Raw genomic sequence first — 12768 nt, 5'->3', positions numbered from 1 at the left:
TGGCCGCTCATGTGGGGTGTCCCAGCGCCGCGCAGAAGTGCCTGCGACACAATGCCACATAGCGCTCGTTGCCGCCGACCTCGGTCTGCTCGCCTTCGCGCACCGCCTTGCCCCGCTCGTCGACGCGCAGGTTCATCGTCGCCTTGCGTCCGCAGTGGCACACGCCCTTCAGTTCGATCAGGGCATCGGCGATGCCCAGCAGGGCGGCGGAGCCGGCGAACAGCTCTCCCTGGAAATCGGTGCGCAGGCCATAGCAGACGACCGGGATGTCCGCGCTGTCGGCGAGGCGCGCGAGCTGCCACACCTGCGCCTTGGTCAGGAACTGCGCCTCGTCCACCAGCACGCAGGCGATTGCCGCCTCGTAGGCATCGGCCAGCACGCGGGCTTCGATATCGGTGTCGCCGGTGAACCGATGGGCATCGCTGGCCAGCCCGATGCGGCTGCTGATCGCGCCGAAACCGGGCCGATCGTCGAGCGCGGCGGTCCACAGCGACACCCGCATGTCGCGCTCGCCATAGTTGAAGGCTGCCTGCAGCAGGGTCGAGCTCTTCCCCGCGTTCATGCTGGCGTAGTAGAAATACAGCTTGGCCATGCGCGCGGTCTGGCGGCGCGGGCGATGCTTGAAAAGCCGGGACCGCGCGATCCTGCGGATAAAAGGCCGGCGCGCGGCGTTAAGCCCGAAACCGGACTTTCAAGGATCGCCATGCTTCGTTCGTTTCTCATCGGGCTGGTCGCTGGCCAGCGCGGGATCACGCCGCTGGCGGTGACCGCCGCCGGCGCGCGGCAAGGCACCCTGCCCGCTTCGGCGCCGTTGCAGCGCCTGATCGGCAATCGCTATGTCGCGGGCGGCAGCGTGGCGCTCGCGGCGGCGGAGATGGCGGGCGACAAGATGAAGAGCGCGCCCGACCGCGTCGTCCCGGCCGGCCTGTTCGTGCGCACGCTGACCAGCGCCTATGCCGGGGCGGCCATGGCGCCAAGGGGGCAGCGGGCCGCCGGGGCGGCGGTGGCGGCGGTCACCGCGCTGGGTGCGTCGTACATCGGCTGGCGGCTGCGCTGTGCGGCGATGAAGCGGTGGGGCCAGACCCGCACCGGCTTTGTCGAAGATGCGCTGGTGCTTGGCAGCGGGCTGGCCATCGCGCTCAGCGGACCGGATCGCCGCTGACCGTCAGTCTTCGTCCGGCTCGCCAAGGTCGCGCGCGACCTTGGGATCGTTGAGCAAGCGCTCGATCCGCTCAGCCTCGTCGAAGCTTTCGTCGGGCTTGAACGACAGGCGGGGCGCGAACTTGAGGCCCAGGCGCTTCGCCACCTCGCGCTGGAAGAACGCGGTGTTTGTCCGCAGCGCTTTCAGCACGATCGCCTCGTCCTTGCCCAACAGCGGCTTCACGTAAGCGGCGGCGTTGCGCAGGTCGGGGGTCATCCGCACTTCGGTGACCGAGACCGAGTGCGCTGTCAGCACGTCGTCGTGCACCTCGCCCCGCGCGAGCAGTTCGGACAGGATGTGGCGCACCCGCTCGCCCACCTTGAGGACGCGGACCGATTGCTGTTCGGGAGTGGCCGCCTTGTGCGCCATCAGTCTGCCTGATCCATCGTTTCCGCGTCCATCGTCGCCCCGTCCATTTTCGCCAGGATGCGCTTCAGCGAGCGCATGTTGCGTGCCGTCGCGCGGCTGCCGAGCTTGCGTTCGATGAAGGCGCCGGTCAGCTTGCTGGTCCCCACGCCGGTCATGTAATCGACGTGCAGCGCGCAGGTGCCCGGGGCGAGCTTTTCGGGACCACGGCCGGCGTAGGTGTCGATCAGGTCGGCGAACTGCTGCGCGCTCGGCTGCCGTTCCAGGAACAGCGTGTGGACGAGGTTATCCTCCCCCACCCCGTGGAACGGATTGCCGTCGATCGCCGCCGCCAATTCGTCGCGGGTGCGGACCGCGGCGAAGCTGTCGATGTCGAACCGGTCGCGCAGCACGTAGGCGAACTTGTCCGCCAGGCCATGCGACGGGCGCTCCTCGTGCCGGAACAGCACGTTGCCGCTGGCGACGACCGTCTCCACGTCCTCGAACTCCTCGCGCTCGAGCGCGTGGCGCAGGTCCGCCATCAGCAGCCGGTTGCCCCCGACGTTGATCGACCCGAGCAGGGCGACGTAGCGTTCCATCGGCTAGAGGATGCGTTCCCGCTCCTCGACCTCGAACACCTCGAGCTGGTCGCCCGGCTTGATGTCGTTGGTGTCGGCTAGCACCACGCCGCATTCCAGCCCGCCGCGGACTTCGTCGACGTCGTCCTTGAACCGCCGCAGCGAGGCGATGGTGGTCGCGGAAACGATGACGTCGGCGCGGGTGAGCCGGGCGTGGAGACCCTTGCGGATCGAACCCTCGACCACCAGCAGGCCGGCGGCCTTGTCCTTCTTGCCCGACTTGAACACTTCCTTGACCTCGGCCCGGCCCAGCACGTTCTCGATCCGCAGGGGACCCAGCACGCCGGCCATCTCTTTCGAGATCTCCTCGGTCAGGTGATAGATGACGTCGAAGTATTTCATCTCCACCCGGTCGCGCGTGACCAGCAGGCGCGCCTTGGGATTGGGCCGCACGTTGAAGCCGATGATCGGTGCCTTGGAAGCGGCGGCCAGCTGGACGTCGCTCTCGGTGATGGCACCCACGCCCGCGTGCAGCACGCGGACCTTGATGTCGTCGTTCGAGATCGCGTGCAGCGCCGTGACGATCGCCTCGACCGAACCCTTCACGTCGGCCTTCACCACCACCGGGTATTCGACCACGTCGCTCTTCAGGTTGGAGAACATCGTGTCGAAGTTGGTCGGGGCGAGCGCGGTGCGCTTTTCGGTCGCGCGTTCCTGGCGGTACTGCGCGACTTCGCGGGCGCGCTGCTCGTTCTCGACCACGGTCATCTGCTCGCCGGCGTCGGGCACGCCGCCCAGGCCGAGGACCTCGACCGGGACCGACGGGCCCGCTTCCTTGACCTGCTTGCCCTTGTCGTCGACCAGCGCGCGCACCCGGCCGCTTTCGGTGCCCACCACGAAGGTGTCGCCCCGCTTCAGCGTGCCGCGGGTGACCAGCACCGTCGCGACCGGACCGCGGCCCTTGTCGAGCTGCGCCTCGATCACGGTCGCTTCCGCCGCGCGATCGGGGTTGGCCTTCAGTTCGAGCAGTTCGGCCTGGAGCAGGATCTTGGCGATCAGGTCGTCGAGCCCGGCACCGGTCTTGGCCGAGACTTCCACGTCCTGCACGTCGCCGCTCATCGCCTCGACGATGACTTCGTGCTCAAGCAGGCGCTCGCGAATCTTCTGCGGGTTGTATTCGGGACGGTCGGACTTGGTGATCGCCACGATCATCGGCACGCCGGCCGCCTTGGTGTGGCTGATCGCCTCGATCGTCTGCGGCATGATCGCGTCGTCGCCCGCCACCACCAGGATGACGATGTCGGTCACGTTCGCGCCGCGCGCGCGCATTTCGGTGAACGCGGCGTGGCCCGGGGTGTCGAGGAAGGTGATCTTCTCGCCCGGCTGACCCTTCTGACCCTTGGTGGTGATCTGGTAGGCGCCGATGTGCTGGGTGATGCCGCCGGCTTCCCCCTTCACCACGTCGGTTCCGCGCAGCGCGTCGAGCAGCGAGGTCTTGCCGTGATCGACGTGGCCCATGATCGTCACCACCGGCGGGCGCGGCTGCAGCGTGTCTTCGGGATCGGCGTCCTCGCTGGCGTCGATGTCGACATCGCTCGCCGAAACGCGGGTCAGGTTGTGACCGAATTCCTCGACCAGCAGTTCGGCGGTGTCCTGGTCGATCGTCTGGTTGACGGTGACCATCATGCCCATGTTGAACAGCGCCTTCACCAGGTCGGCGCCCTTTTCGGCCATCCGGTTGGCGAGTTCCTGCACGGTGATCGCTTCGGGCACGACCACGTCGCGCACCTGCTTTTCGCGCGGAGTCGACGGGCCGCCGTGCGTGCGGCGTTCCTTTTCGCGGGCGCGCTTCAGCGCGGCGAGCGAGCGCGCCCGGCGCCCTTCGTCCTCATTGAGCGCGCGGGTGACGGTCAGCTTGCCCGAGCGGCGATCGCCGGCACCGCCGCCGCCACGTTCCGGAGCCGCGACAGGGCGCTTCTCCTCTTTCTTCTTCTCGGGGCGCTTGATCTCGGGACGGGCAACCGGGGTGAACCGGCGCGCGGCGGGCGCGGCGGTGCTGGCGGCATCGCCCGAACCTTCGGCTGACCCTTCAGCAGCGGCTTCACCCGCAACTTCTGCGGCACCTTCGCCCGTGGGAGCGGCGGCGGTTTCGGGTGCGGCGGCCGGAGCGGCGTCAGGCGCAGGCGCCGGCGCGGGTTCCTGCGCGGCGGCGGTCTCGGCCTCGCGCTTGGCTTCGGCGCGGCGGCGTTCTTCCTCGATCGCGCGGGCGCGTTCTTCGGCCTCACGCTCGGTTTGCTGGGCCAGGGTGGCGAGGCGCGCTTCTTCGGCCTCGCGCTGCAGGCGAGCGACTCGCTCCTGCGGGGTTTCGCCCGACGGCGCGGCCTTGCGCGCGGCGGGCGCCGGCGGAGGGGGTGGCGGCGGCGGCGGCGGAGGCGCAGCCTCGACCGGCGGCGGCGGCGGAGCGGCCTCCCCCGGCTTGCCCACCAGGCGGCGACGCTTGACCTCGACCACCACCTTGTTGGTGCGGCCGTGGCTGAAGGTCTGCTTGACCTCGCCCGCGTCGACCGAACGCTTCAGCCCCAATGGCTTGCGTTCGCGCGGAGTGTCGTTGCTGTCGCTCATAAACTTAAAACTCGTCCTTCGATCGGTCGTCCATCCCGGCGAGCGGCGGCTCACCGGCTTGCGTTGCGGCATCCGCGGTCGGATGCCCCAGGAAATGCTTCAGGCGCTCAAGCGCGAGCGATACCCGCGCGGCTGCGGCCGCATCGGCCAGCGCCATATGGACGACGTTGTCGCGGCCCATTGCCACAGACAAAGCCGCCCGGTCCAGTGGCAAGACCACCCCGATCTCGCCCGATCCTTCCACGTCGCGCCCCACGCGCCACGCCTGGTCCAGCTTGCGGTTGCCGTCTTCCCTGGCGTCGGAGGCGTGCAGCAGCAGGTCCACCGCCCCGCCCCGGGCATGCTCCGCGATCCGTTCGGACCCCAAGATAAGATGTCCGGCGCGCATTTCGAGGCCGAGCCGGTCGAGCAGCGCGCGGCGCAGGCCGTCCTCGATCCGCTGCGGCAGGTCTTCGGGCACGGTCAGCGCCGCGCCCCCCACAGATTTGCTGAACGCGCGGGCGAGCGCGCCCTTCAGCTTGCCCTTGGCGATCGCCGTCTCAAGCTCGGCGCGCGACACGGCCAGCCACGCACCGCGTCCGGGTGCCTTGGCGTGAATGTCGGGCAGCACCAGGCCATCGGGCGAAACCGCCAGCCGCACCAGCGCATCCCGCGCGCCATGCTCCCCTGACAGGATGCACTTGCGCTCCGGCTCCGCCTTGCGGGGGCCGCGCGTTTGGGCATCCCGGAAAGTACCACTTTCCGGGGACCCCTCTGCGATGTCGGAACCTAGCGGCTCATTGTTCGGAGTCCGCATTCACGGCCTCCTCGGTCGAAGCGCCGGCATCGGCAGGCGCTTCCTCATCGTCGAACCAGTGGGCGCGGGCCGCCATGATGATCTCGTTGCCCTGCTCTTCGGTCAGGCCGTATTCGCCCAGCACGCCGCCCTTGTCTTCGGGCTTGGCCGGGCGATCGCTGCGCAGGCGCGGACCTTCGGTCGGCGCGGGCTGGCGGCGGCGGGGCGCTTCGCGCTTCTTGGCGATCAGTTCGTCGGTGGCGAGGTCGGCCAGATCGTCGAGCGTCTTGATCCCTGCCTTGCCCAGCGTGACCAGCATCTTTTCGTTGAGATGCGGGATGTCGGCCAGCGCATCCTCGACCCCGAGCGCCTGGCGCTCCTGGCGATGGCCGGCTTCCTGCCGCTCCAGCGCCTCGGTCGCGCGGCTCTGCAGTTCCTCGGCGAGTTCGTCGTCGAAGCCTTCGATCCCGGCCAGCTCGGACAGGTCGACATAGGCGACCTCCTCCAGTTCGGCGAAGCCTTCGGCCACCAGCAGCTGGCTCAGCGTCTCATCGACGTCGAGTTCTTCCTCAAACATCTTGGACCGCTCGGCGAATTCCTTGCTGCGCTTCTCGCTCGCTTCTTCCTCGGTCATGATGTCGATCTGGTGACCGGTCAGCTGCGAAGCCAGACGCACGTTCTGGCCGCGGCGGCCGATCGCCAGGCTGAGCTGGTCGTCGGGCACCACGACTTCGATGCGCCCGTCCTCTTCATCGAGCACCACGCGGCTGACGGTGGCGGGCTGCAGCGCGTTGACCACGAACGTCGCGGTGTCCTCGCTCCAGGGGATGATGTCGATCTTCTCGCCCTGCAGTTCCTGGACGACGGCCTGCACGCGGCTGCCCTTCATGCCGACGCAGGCGCCGACCGGATCGATGCTCGAATCGCGGCTGATCACGCCGATCTTGGCGCGGCTGCCCGGATCGCGGGCGGCGGCCTGGATGGTGATCACCCCGTCATAGATCTCGGGCACTTCCTGCGCGAACAGCTTCTTCATGAATTCGGGGTGGGCGCGGGAAAGGAAGATCTGCGGCCCGCGATTGTTGCGCTCCACCTTGGTGATCAGCGCGCGGACCCGCTCGCCCGGACGGGCGGCTTCGCGGGGGATTTGCTGGTCGCGCCGGATCACGCCTTCGGCGCGGCCGAGGTTGACGATCACGTGGCCGAATTCGACCGACTTGATCACGCCCGTGATGATCTCGCCCGCGCGGTCCTGGAATTCTTCGAACTGCCGCTCGCGCTCGGCATCGCGGACCTTCTGGAAGATCACCTGCTTGGCGCTCTGCGCGTCGATCCGGCCAAGATCGACCGGCGGCAGCGGATCGACGATGTAGTCGCCGACCTTGGCATCGGCCTGCAGCTTGGCCGCCTGCTCGAGCCCGACCTGCTTGAAGTAGTCCTCCACTTCCTCAACCACCTCGACCACGCGCCACAGGCGCAGGTCGCCGGTCAGCGGGTCGAGCTTGGCGCGGATGTCGTTCTCGTTGCCGTACCGCGCGCGGGCGGCCTTCTGGATCGCTTCTTCCATCGCCTCGATGACGATGGACTTGTCGATCATCTTTTCCGACGCGACCGAGTTGGCGATCGCGAGCAGTTCTGCCCGGTTGGCGGAAATGGAGGTGGCCATGGCGGTCTTACTCTTCCTCTGTTTCGAGAATTTCGTCGGCACCTGACGTGTCGAGGGGTTGGGTGGCGGCGATCAGCGCGTCGGTGAGGACGAGCTTGGCCGACTGGATTTCGGACAAGACGATGAAGGTGATGTCGCCGTCCTTGTTGTAGATCCCGGCGGCGTCCCCGTCGGGTGACATTCCGACGAGCTTGCCACGAAACCGCTTCTGACCATTGATCGGCGAAAGCGTCTCGATCTTCGCCTCGTGCCCTGCCCAGTTGGCGAAATCCTTGGGTCGGGTAAGCGGCCGGTCGATGCCGGGGCTGCTGACTTCGAGGTGATAGGCGCCCTCGATCAGTTCCTCGCCCGACTCTTCCGCCTCGTCGATCACCGCGGATACCCGGCGGGATAGCGCGGCGCACTGGTCGATCACCAGCTGACCGGTCGCGGGGTCCTCGGCCATGATCTGCAAGGCCAGGCCGCCGTCACCGGCTTCGCTCGCCATCATCTTCACCCGCACAAGATCGAACCCGAGCGCTTCGGCCTCGGGTGCGATCAGCTGGGTCAAGCGGGCGATATCGGCCAAGAGGGACTTTCGTGTTCGGCAAGCACCTTTGGCGCCGGGGCCTTTCGGCGCCAGCCCCTCAGTCTTGCGATGTGGGATTGATCGCGCAGATAGTCCGCCAAGTCCTACAAAGCAAGCGCAAGAGTCAGGTTGTCGCCGCACGATTGACACCTGGCCGGGCTGGTGACAGCATCGGCCGCTATGACGCAGTTCTTTCGACACCTCGGCGGTCAACTGCTCGCGGGCAGCTAGCCCCGGCCGGTGCCTGGTGCCCCGGACCGGGGCCCCGGCACCGCTCGCGTCATGCCCGCGCGGCATCACCTCACCCGTCGAAAGAACCGTTCCATGGCCACCAAGCACGCGCCTACGCGCCCTCCCATCCTCGTTGCCGAAGGCGAAGCCGATGCGCTCGCCGACCTCGCCGTCGCGGTTGCCGACCGCCATCCCCTGGTCAGCCGCCTGCTCCTCGAAGAACTGGACCGCGCCGAATTGCGCCGCCCTCACGAAATCCCTCCTGACGTGGTGACGATGGGCGCGACGATCGAATTCATGGTCGAGGAGACCGGGGAGCAGCGTACAGTTGAACTCGTATACCCGCGGGATGCTGACATCGCGCAAGGTCGGGTGTCGATCCTTACGCCGGTGGGCGCCGGACTGCTGGGCTTGCGCGCCGGCCAGTCGATCGCTTGGCCCGACCGCGGGGGCCACCCACGCACGCTGACGATCGTCAGGGTAGTCCGACCGGACTAGGCTGCCGCTTCCTCGCCGCCGCGTTCGGCCAGTCCGTGCTTTCGGATGCAATGGCGCAACTGGTCGTAGGACAAACCCAACGCCTTGGCGGTCTGCCGCTGGTTCCAGCGATGCTTGCCCAAGGCATGTTCGACGATCGCTCGTTCATGCGATTCGACCGCGGCGCGCAGATCGGCGACCTGATCGTAATCCGGCGCGGTTGCGGGCTGCTGGGACGCAGGTTGAACCTTTTGTGCGGTGACTTGCGCGGTCGGTTTCCAGGGGCTTTCGAACGGATCGAACACCACGTGCCCGATCGGGTTGTCCGCGTCGCCCCAGCGGTAGACCGCCCGTTCGATGACGTTCCTCAATTCGCGCACGTTGCCCGGCCACAGGTGCCGCTGCAGCTGTTCGCGCACGTGCTCGGCAAACCCCGGCCAGCCCTCCCAGCGCAGCTCGCTGGCCATGCGGCGGCCGAAAAACTCCGCCAGAACAGCGACATCGCCTTCGCGCACCCGCAGTGGCGGCAGGGTGATCACCTCGAAGCTGAGCCGGTCGAGCAGGTCTGCCCGGAACCGCCCCTCGTCCGCCAGCTGCGGCAGATCCTCATTCGTCGCCGCGACGATCCGGACATCGACCCGCTGCGGCCGGTTCGACCCGATCCGGGTTACCTCCCCATATTCCACCGCCCGCAGCAACCGCTCCTGCGCCTGCATGCTCAACGTCGCCAACTCATCGAGGAACAGCGTGCCCCGGTCCGCTTCCTCGAACCGCCCGGCGCGCGATCGGGTCGCGCCGGTGAAGGCGCCCGCTTCGTGACCGAACAATTCGGCCTCGATCAGCGTCTCGGGCAAGGCGGCGCAATTCATCGTGACCAGCGGTTCGTCCCACCGGCTCGACAGGCGATGCAGGCGTTCGGCGATCAATTCCTTGCCAGTCCCGCGCTCCCCGACGACGAGCACCGGGCGGTTCATGGTGGCGGCATGGCTCGCCCGCTCGACAGCGTCGAGAAAGGCGCCCGATTGGCCGATGAACTGGCTTTCCCGCTCCATGCCCAACGCATAGCGGATTTCGCCAATTGTCGGCAAACAAAACCATGCGGCAATAGCGCGGAGTATGCTTCGTATCCGTAAATCGGGTTTGGCACGCGCCTTGCTAATATGTGAACATCTATCAACCGGAGCACCAATCGATGTTCGACCGCCGTTTCCTACAGAGCCGCCTCGGCCAAGCCGCCGCTGCCAGCGTCGCTGCCATGGCCCTGTTCGTGGCGCTGAGCAGCCAGCTTCAGGCGACCCCCGCCTATGCCGCGGTGCCGGTGTTCCAGACCGTGGAGCTGGCGTGAACAAGCCCGTCTCCGACGATCCGTTCGACCCGCTAGGGCCGGAGCGCTCAACCTCTTCATCGCGCGGACCCCAGTCCTCCCGCGCCGATGACGCTTCGGCCCGTCCTGCCAGCCGCATCGAGCGCGAAGTCGAACGCCTGCGCCGCAGCCCCACGCCGACGCAGGCCTCAACCCCCCGAGATGCCAATTACGGAGTCGCCTTCATGGGCATTTTCAGCCGCACCCGTGACATCATCGCGGCCAACTTCACAGATATGCTCGACAAGGCCGACGACCCGACGAAGATGATCCGCATGATCATCCTCGAAATGGAGGAGACGCTCGTCGAGGTGCGCGCCAGCGCGGCCCGCACGATCGCCGATCAAAAGGAAATGCACCGTCACACGGTCAAGCTGGAACGGCTCCAGGCCGACTGGTCGGACAAGGCGCAACTCGCCCTTTCGAAGGACCGCGAGGACCTCGCCCGCGCCGCGTTGGTCGAAAAGAAGAAGGCCGGCGATATGGCCGACCAGCTCAAGCAGGAAATCGCCGTGCTCGACGATGCTCTGCGCGCATACGAGCAGGACATCGAGAAGCTGCAGGTCCGCCTGCGCGAAGCCCGCAGCCGCCAGACCGCCATCGCCGCTCGCCTGGAGAGCGCTGAAAACCGGGTCAAGCTGCGCAGCCTGATGACTAACGAACGGGTGGACGAAGCGCTGACCCGCTTCGACCAGCTCGAACGCCGGGTCGATTACGCCGAAGGCCGCGCCGACGCCCTGAGCATCGCCGATGGATCGGGCAAGCCGAGCCTGTCGGACGAGATCGCCGCGCTCGCCGGCAAGGACCAGATCGACGACGAACTGGCGGAGATGAAACGCGCGCTCGGCCTGAGCGACCAAGACGACACGAAGGAGGGTTGATCGGTGGAGGAAGCTGTTCCCATCATTGCGGTGCTTCTGGGCCTGCCCTGGATCATCATGCACTACATCACCAAGTGGAAGACCGCCGCGACGATCACCACCGACGACGAAGCGCTGCTGGAAGAACTCTACAGCCTGGCGAAGCGGCTCGACGCGCGGATGGACACCGTCGAGCGCCTGGTCGCCAGCGACCACGAGGATTTCAAGCCGGCGCGCCTGATGCATGACCAGGAGGTGGATGACGCCCCCTTGCGCGAACTCGACCGCCTGCTCGCCGGGAAGAAGGGAATCCGCCCATGAACACGCCGCGCACCACGCTTTACCGCGACAAGCAGAACGCCAAGCTGCTGGGCGTCTGCTCGGGGATCGCCGACTACACCGGGGTCAACACCCTGTGGGTGCGGCTGGGCTTCATCATCCTGCTGCTGACGGTCGCACCGATCCTGCTGCCCGCTTATTTCATCGCCGGCATGCTGCTGAACAAGAAGCCGCCGCACCTCTACGTCGACCAGGACGAGAGCAAGTACTGGCAGCGCGTCCGGCAGAGCCCCAAGCGCACCGCCCGCGAGATCCGGGGCAAGATGAAGGACATCGATCGCCGGCTGGCCGAGGTCGAGACCTACTACGTCACCAGCAATCCGCGCCTGTCCGCCGAAATCGAACGGCTGCGCTGAGCCGTCACACAACAGGGGAACCACCATGGAAGGCACGATTGCCCTACTCATCCCGATCGTGGCGCTGATGATCCCGATCGTAGCGATCTGGACCAAGCATCAGCAGAAGCTGGCCGAGATGAACGTCCGTTCCACCGCCGAACTGAGCGCGGAAAAGGCCGCGCAGTACACCAGTCACGTGAAAGAGCTGGAAGAGCGCGTCCGGGTGCTCGAGCGGATCGTCACCGACCGCGGCTACGATGTCGCCACCCAGATCGAGGCGCTGCGCGACCAGCGGCGGGTGGAAGAAGGCGACGGGGTCGCGATCGATCACCTGCGCAGCCGGGAGCGTGTCTGATGCCGATCAGTGAGCTAGCCCCTTATCTCGGATACCTGATCGGCGGCGGGTTCCTGCTTGGCATCGGCGGCATCCTCGCCTCGGTCCATACGACCCGGCTCAAGATCAAGAACGGCTACCCGCTGGAAGGCATGTGGGGCCAGTCGCTCAAGCCCAACACCGACAAGGAAGCCGTCGCCCGGGTTCAATTGCTCACGCAGGAGAACGCGCAGCTGAAGGCGGAAGTCGGCGCGATGCGCGAGCGGCTGGAAACGATCGAACGGATCGTCACCGACGGCGGCTTTCGCCTGACGCATGAGATCGAGCGCCTGCGTGGTTCATCGGAGAAAGTACAGTGAGCTTCTGGACGGCCCTCGTCGCGATCGTAGCGATCATCGCGTTCGCATCGATGCGGATCGCGAAATACAACAGCCCCAGCGGCCGGACGCTCGCGAGCCCGCCGAAAGACGACGGCGAGAAACTCGCCCTGCGCAGCGAGGTCGAGGATCTGCGCGAGCGGCTCAAGGTGCTGGAACGCATCACGACCGAGGCGCACACGTCGAACGCCCAGGAAACCCGCCGCGTCGCCGATGAGATCGAGGCGCTGCGCGACCGCTGATTGTGGTGCAGCAAAAGCAAGGAGGAACCAGGACATGAGCGAGCATATCGTCGTAGCCGCCACCTCGTTGGTCGCCATCGCCATCGTCGCGTTCGCGATGCTGCGCGGGTGGCAAGGCTGGCTGACGCTGAAGGAGCATGAATTGGAACAGGCACCCACCAGGACGCGCGAACCGGACAGCGGCAACGCGCTGGGCGCGGCGCGGATCGAATTGAGCGACCTCAAGGAGCGCATCCGCAAGCTGGAAGCGATTGCCAGCGGGGTCGACCTGTGAGTGTCCGGGCAGGAGACGCCGCGCAGGTTGGCATTGGGCTTGGCAGCGCGATCGCAGTCGCGATCAGCTGGAGCTTGCACAAGTCGATCGTCTGGGCCGTGATCCAGGGGTTCTTCGGCTGGTTCTACGTCATCTACTACGCCTTCACCCGCCCGGGGGGGCTGTCGGGCTAGGACCC

The 12768-nt window shown here is 67.0% G+C and carries 19 protein-coding genes; 11 read left to right on the top strand and 8 right to left on the bottom strand.

Annotated features, from left to right (window positions below; all coding sequences use genetic code 11):
* Nucleotides 1–7 precede the first annotated feature (7 nt).
* A complete protein-coding gene (locus C0V74_RS10555; RefSeq protein ID WP_131626194.1) occupies nt 8–592 on the bottom strand; it encodes a thymidine kinase in 585 nt (194 codons plus the stop codon).
* Between the two features lie 111 nt (nt 593–703).
* Here C0V74_RS10555 and C0V74_RS10550 point away from each other — a divergent pair, with 111 nt between their 5' ends.
* The gene (locus C0V74_RS10550) at nt 704–1162 is read left to right on the top strand and encodes a DUF4126 domain-containing protein (RefSeq protein ID WP_143251723.1); all 459 of its coding nucleotides are present in this window, start codon (nt 704–706) and stop codon (nt 1160–1162) included.
* 3 nt (nt 1163–1165) lie between these two features.
* Here the strand turns inward: C0V74_RS10550 and rbfA are convergent, their stop codons facing one another.
* The 6 genes from rbfA to rimP are packed head-to-tail and all read right to left on the bottom strand — an operon-like array spanning nt 1166 to nt 7755.
* A complete protein-coding gene (gene rbfA / locus C0V74_RS10545; RefSeq protein ID WP_143251722.1) occupies nt 1166–1570 on the bottom strand; it encodes a 30S ribosome-binding factor RbfA in 405 nt (134 codons plus the stop codon).
* Nucleotides 1570–2145 (bottom strand): DUF1697 domain-containing protein, encoded by a 576-nt coding sequence (locus C0V74_RS10540; protein WP_143251721.1) that lies wholly within the window; start codon nt 2143–2145, stop codon nt 1570–1572. The genes rbfA and C0V74_RS10540 overlap by 1 nt, the downstream gene beginning before the upstream one ends.
* 3 nt (nt 2146–2148) lie before the next feature.
* Entirely contained in the window at nt 2149–4746 is a 2598-nt protein-coding gene (gene infB / locus C0V74_RS10535) for a translation initiation factor IF-2 (RefSeq protein ID WP_143251720.1), read from the bottom strand.
* Nucleotides 4747–4750: 4 nt separating this feature from the next.
* Nucleotides 4751–5542, bottom strand: coding sequence for a DUF448 domain-containing protein (locus C0V74_RS10530; RefSeq protein WP_143251719.1), 792 nt, complete (start codon nt 5540–5542; stop codon nt 4751–4753).
* Nucleotides 5523–7187, bottom strand: coding sequence for a transcription termination factor NusA (nusA, locus tag C0V74_RS10525; RefSeq protein ID WP_143251718.1), 1665 nt, complete (start codon nt 7185–7187; stop codon nt 5523–5525). The genes C0V74_RS10530 and nusA overlap by 20 nt, the downstream gene beginning before the upstream one ends.
* A 7-nt stretch (nt 7188–7194) precedes the next feature.
* Entirely contained in the window at nt 7195–7755 is a 561-nt protein-coding gene (gene rimP, locus C0V74_RS10520) for a ribosome maturation protein RimP (protein ID WP_143251717.1), read from the bottom strand.
* A 324-nt stretch (nt 7756–8079) separates the two neighbouring features.
* Between rimP and rnk the strand changes: the two genes are divergently transcribed.
* Nucleotides 8080–8484, top strand: coding sequence for a nucleoside diphosphate kinase regulator (gene rnk / locus C0V74_RS10515; protein ID WP_143251716.1), 405 nt, complete (start codon nt 8080–8082; stop codon nt 8482–8484).
* Here rnk and pspF read toward each other — a convergent pair.
* Complete coding sequence (pspF, locus tag C0V74_RS10510; protein ID WP_143251715.1) at nt 8481–9515, bottom strand: phage shock protein operon transcriptional activator; 1035 nt, start codon at nt 9513–9515, stop codon at nt 8481–8483. The genes rnk and pspF overlap by 4 nt on opposite strands.
* Nucleotides 9516–9625: 110 nt before the next feature.
* Here pspF and C0V74_RS12935 point away from each other — a divergent pair, with 110 nt between their 5' ends.
* From C0V74_RS12935 to C0V74_RS12930, 9 genes are all read left to right on the top strand, one after another.
* A complete protein-coding gene (locus C0V74_RS12935) occupies nt 9626–9808 on the top strand; it encodes a hypothetical protein (protein WP_210413485.1) in 183 nt (60 codons plus the stop codon).
* Nucleotides 9809–9924: 116 nt separating this feature from the next.
* Nucleotides 9925–10707 (top strand): phage shock protein PspA, encoded by a 783-nt coding sequence (gene pspA / locus C0V74_RS10505; protein ID WP_246845006.1) that lies wholly within the window; start codon nt 9925–9927, stop codon nt 10705–10707.
* 3 nt (nt 10708–10710) lie between these two features.
* Nucleotides 10711–11007, top strand: a complete 297-nt coding sequence (gene pspB, locus C0V74_RS10500) for an envelope stress response membrane protein PspB (RefSeq protein ID WP_131626203.1) — start codon at nt 10711–10713, stop codon at nt 11005–11007.
* Nucleotides 11004–11381 carry an envelope stress response membrane protein PspC gene (gene pspC / locus C0V74_RS10495; RefSeq protein ID WP_131626204.1) on the top strand — a complete coding sequence of 126 codons (378 nt, stop codon included), beginning with the start codon at nt 11004–11006 and terminating at the stop codon, nt 11379–11381. The genes pspB and pspC overlap by 4 nt, the downstream gene beginning before the upstream one ends.
* Nucleotides 11382–11406: 25 nt before the next feature.
* Nucleotides 11407–11718 (top strand): hypothetical protein, encoded by a 312-nt coding sequence (locus C0V74_RS10490; RefSeq protein ID WP_131626205.1) that lies wholly within the window; start codon nt 11407–11409, stop codon nt 11716–11718.
* The gene (locus tag C0V74_RS10485; RefSeq protein WP_143251714.1) at nt 11718–12056 is read left to right on the top strand and encodes a hypothetical protein; all 339 of its coding nucleotides are present in this window, start codon (nt 11718–11720) and stop codon (nt 12054–12056) included. The genes C0V74_RS10490 and C0V74_RS10485 overlap by 1 nt, the downstream gene beginning before the upstream one ends.
* Complete coding sequence (locus C0V74_RS10480) at nt 12053–12316, top strand: hypothetical protein (protein WP_131626207.1); 264 nt, start codon at nt 12053–12055, stop codon at nt 12314–12316. The genes C0V74_RS10485 and C0V74_RS10480 overlap by 4 nt, the downstream gene beginning before the upstream one ends.
* 34 nt (nt 12317–12350) lie before the next feature.
* Nucleotides 12351–12590, top strand: coding sequence for a hypothetical protein (locus C0V74_RS10475; protein ID WP_131626208.1), 240 nt, complete (start codon nt 12351–12353; stop codon nt 12588–12590).
* Nucleotides 12587–12763 (top strand): hypothetical protein, encoded by a 177-nt coding sequence (locus C0V74_RS12930; protein WP_165938647.1) that lies wholly within the window; start codon nt 12587–12589, stop codon nt 12761–12763. The genes C0V74_RS10475 and C0V74_RS12930 overlap by 4 nt, the downstream gene beginning before the upstream one ends.
* Nucleotides 12764–12768 lie beyond the last annotated feature (5 nt).

It is taken from the genome of Altererythrobacter sp. TH136 (assembly GCF_007065885.1).
GTDB lineage: Bacteria > Pseudomonadota > Alphaproteobacteria > Sphingomonadales > Sphingomonadaceae > Tsuneonella.
Note: the sequence above shows the minus strand (reverse complement) of the source record. Positions and strands in the feature narration are given on the sequence as shown.